This window comes from Myxococcus vastator (assembly GCF_010894475.1).
GTDB lineage: Bacteria > Myxococcota > Myxococcia > Myxococcales > Myxococcaceae > Myxococcus > Myxococcus vastator.
In genome coordinates this window covers 1-1,143 of sequence record NZ_JAAIYB010000872.1, presented here as the reverse complement: position 1 = coordinate 1,143, position 1,143 = coordinate 1, and the positions used below count along the sequence as shown (strand labels likewise).

At 65.0% G+C, this 1,143-nt stretch carries 1 protein-coding gene and 1 pseudogene; both read left to right on the top strand.

The window, feature by feature from the left end; all coding sequences use genetic code 11:
- A pseudogene (locus tag G4D87_RS38005) lies at positions 1-243 on the top strand (hypothetical protein); the annotation flags it as partial.
- Positions 244-597: 354 nt separating this feature from the next.
- On the top strand, positions 598-1,143 hold a 546-nt coding region (locus tag G4D87_RS38000; protein ID WP_240358946.1), incomplete at its 3' end, for a TPM domain-containing protein.

Below are 1,143 nucleotides of genomic sequence, written 5' to 3'. Positions count from 1 at the left end.
ACGGATTTCAATACCGACTTGTGCGGCGCCGCGACAGAGCCATCGAATGGCTTCGTGGATGGCTATGACATCCCGGGTTGGGATACCTGGTTCGCGCACGAAGACACCGGAAGCTTTGGGGGGCTCGTTTATGGATGGGTCCCACCAGCACTGCTCTCCCTCGCGGCTGCGGGGTTCTACGTCATTCCTGTCGACAGCATCTGGTGGGTGAAGGACGAGGAGCTGCATCGCCTCATGAAGTGAAGTCGATGCAGCTCCTGAACGGAGGGAGCTCCTGACACGTCCAACTCAGTGGAGGCGGCTGAGCCCGATGGTGAGGGTGACTTCACGGTACGGCCTTCGCGGAAATGGCTTCATCACAGTAGTCTGATGATTGCGTCAGGCGCGCGGCGGCGGACGCCAAGCCGGGCTTGCCTGCTTCAGCCGCGGTGTCACCCGTCCGTCCCTTACCCGACTTGCCTGAACAGGGTAGCTTCCGAGCCCATGCGTACTTGGATGCGTTGGGTGTTCCTGGCGTGTTGCGCCTTTGGCGCTCCGGCCCTGGGTGTCACCGTGGAAGAAGTGCCGCGGCTTGCAAGCGGAGCCTGGTCCGTGGACATGACCGGGACGCTCACGCCGCGGATGCTCGCGGAGGTGGACCAGCTTGGCGAGGCCCTGGTTCGCGACGGGCAAGGCCAGCTCGCGGTGGTGGTGGTGGATACGACGGGGAGCCGTCCGCCGCGCGCCTTCGCGCTGGAGCTCTTCAACCGGTGGGGGCTTGGCACGGCCCGTCGGAATGATGGTGCGCTGCTCTTCGTCGCGCTGAAGGACCGCGCGGCGGAGATCATCCTGGGCGACGGGGTGGATGGTCCGGGTGAGCAGGCCCGCAGTGACGCCATCATGGCGAACGACGTGGTTCCCGCCTTCAAACGTGGGAGTCCGGACGACGCGGTGCTGGAAGGTGCGCGCGGACTTCATCAGCTCATCGTGACCTCGGAGCTCAACCAGCCTCGCAATGCCCAGGAGGCCGCGCCGGCATGGGATCCCAGGCTCGCGGAGTCCGCGTGGTCGGAGGACTCCACCGTCACCATCGTGTCTGAAGAATCGAGGGAGCAGGAAGGTTCAATGAACGTTCCGGCCCTGGCGGGAGGCGTGGGACTCGTG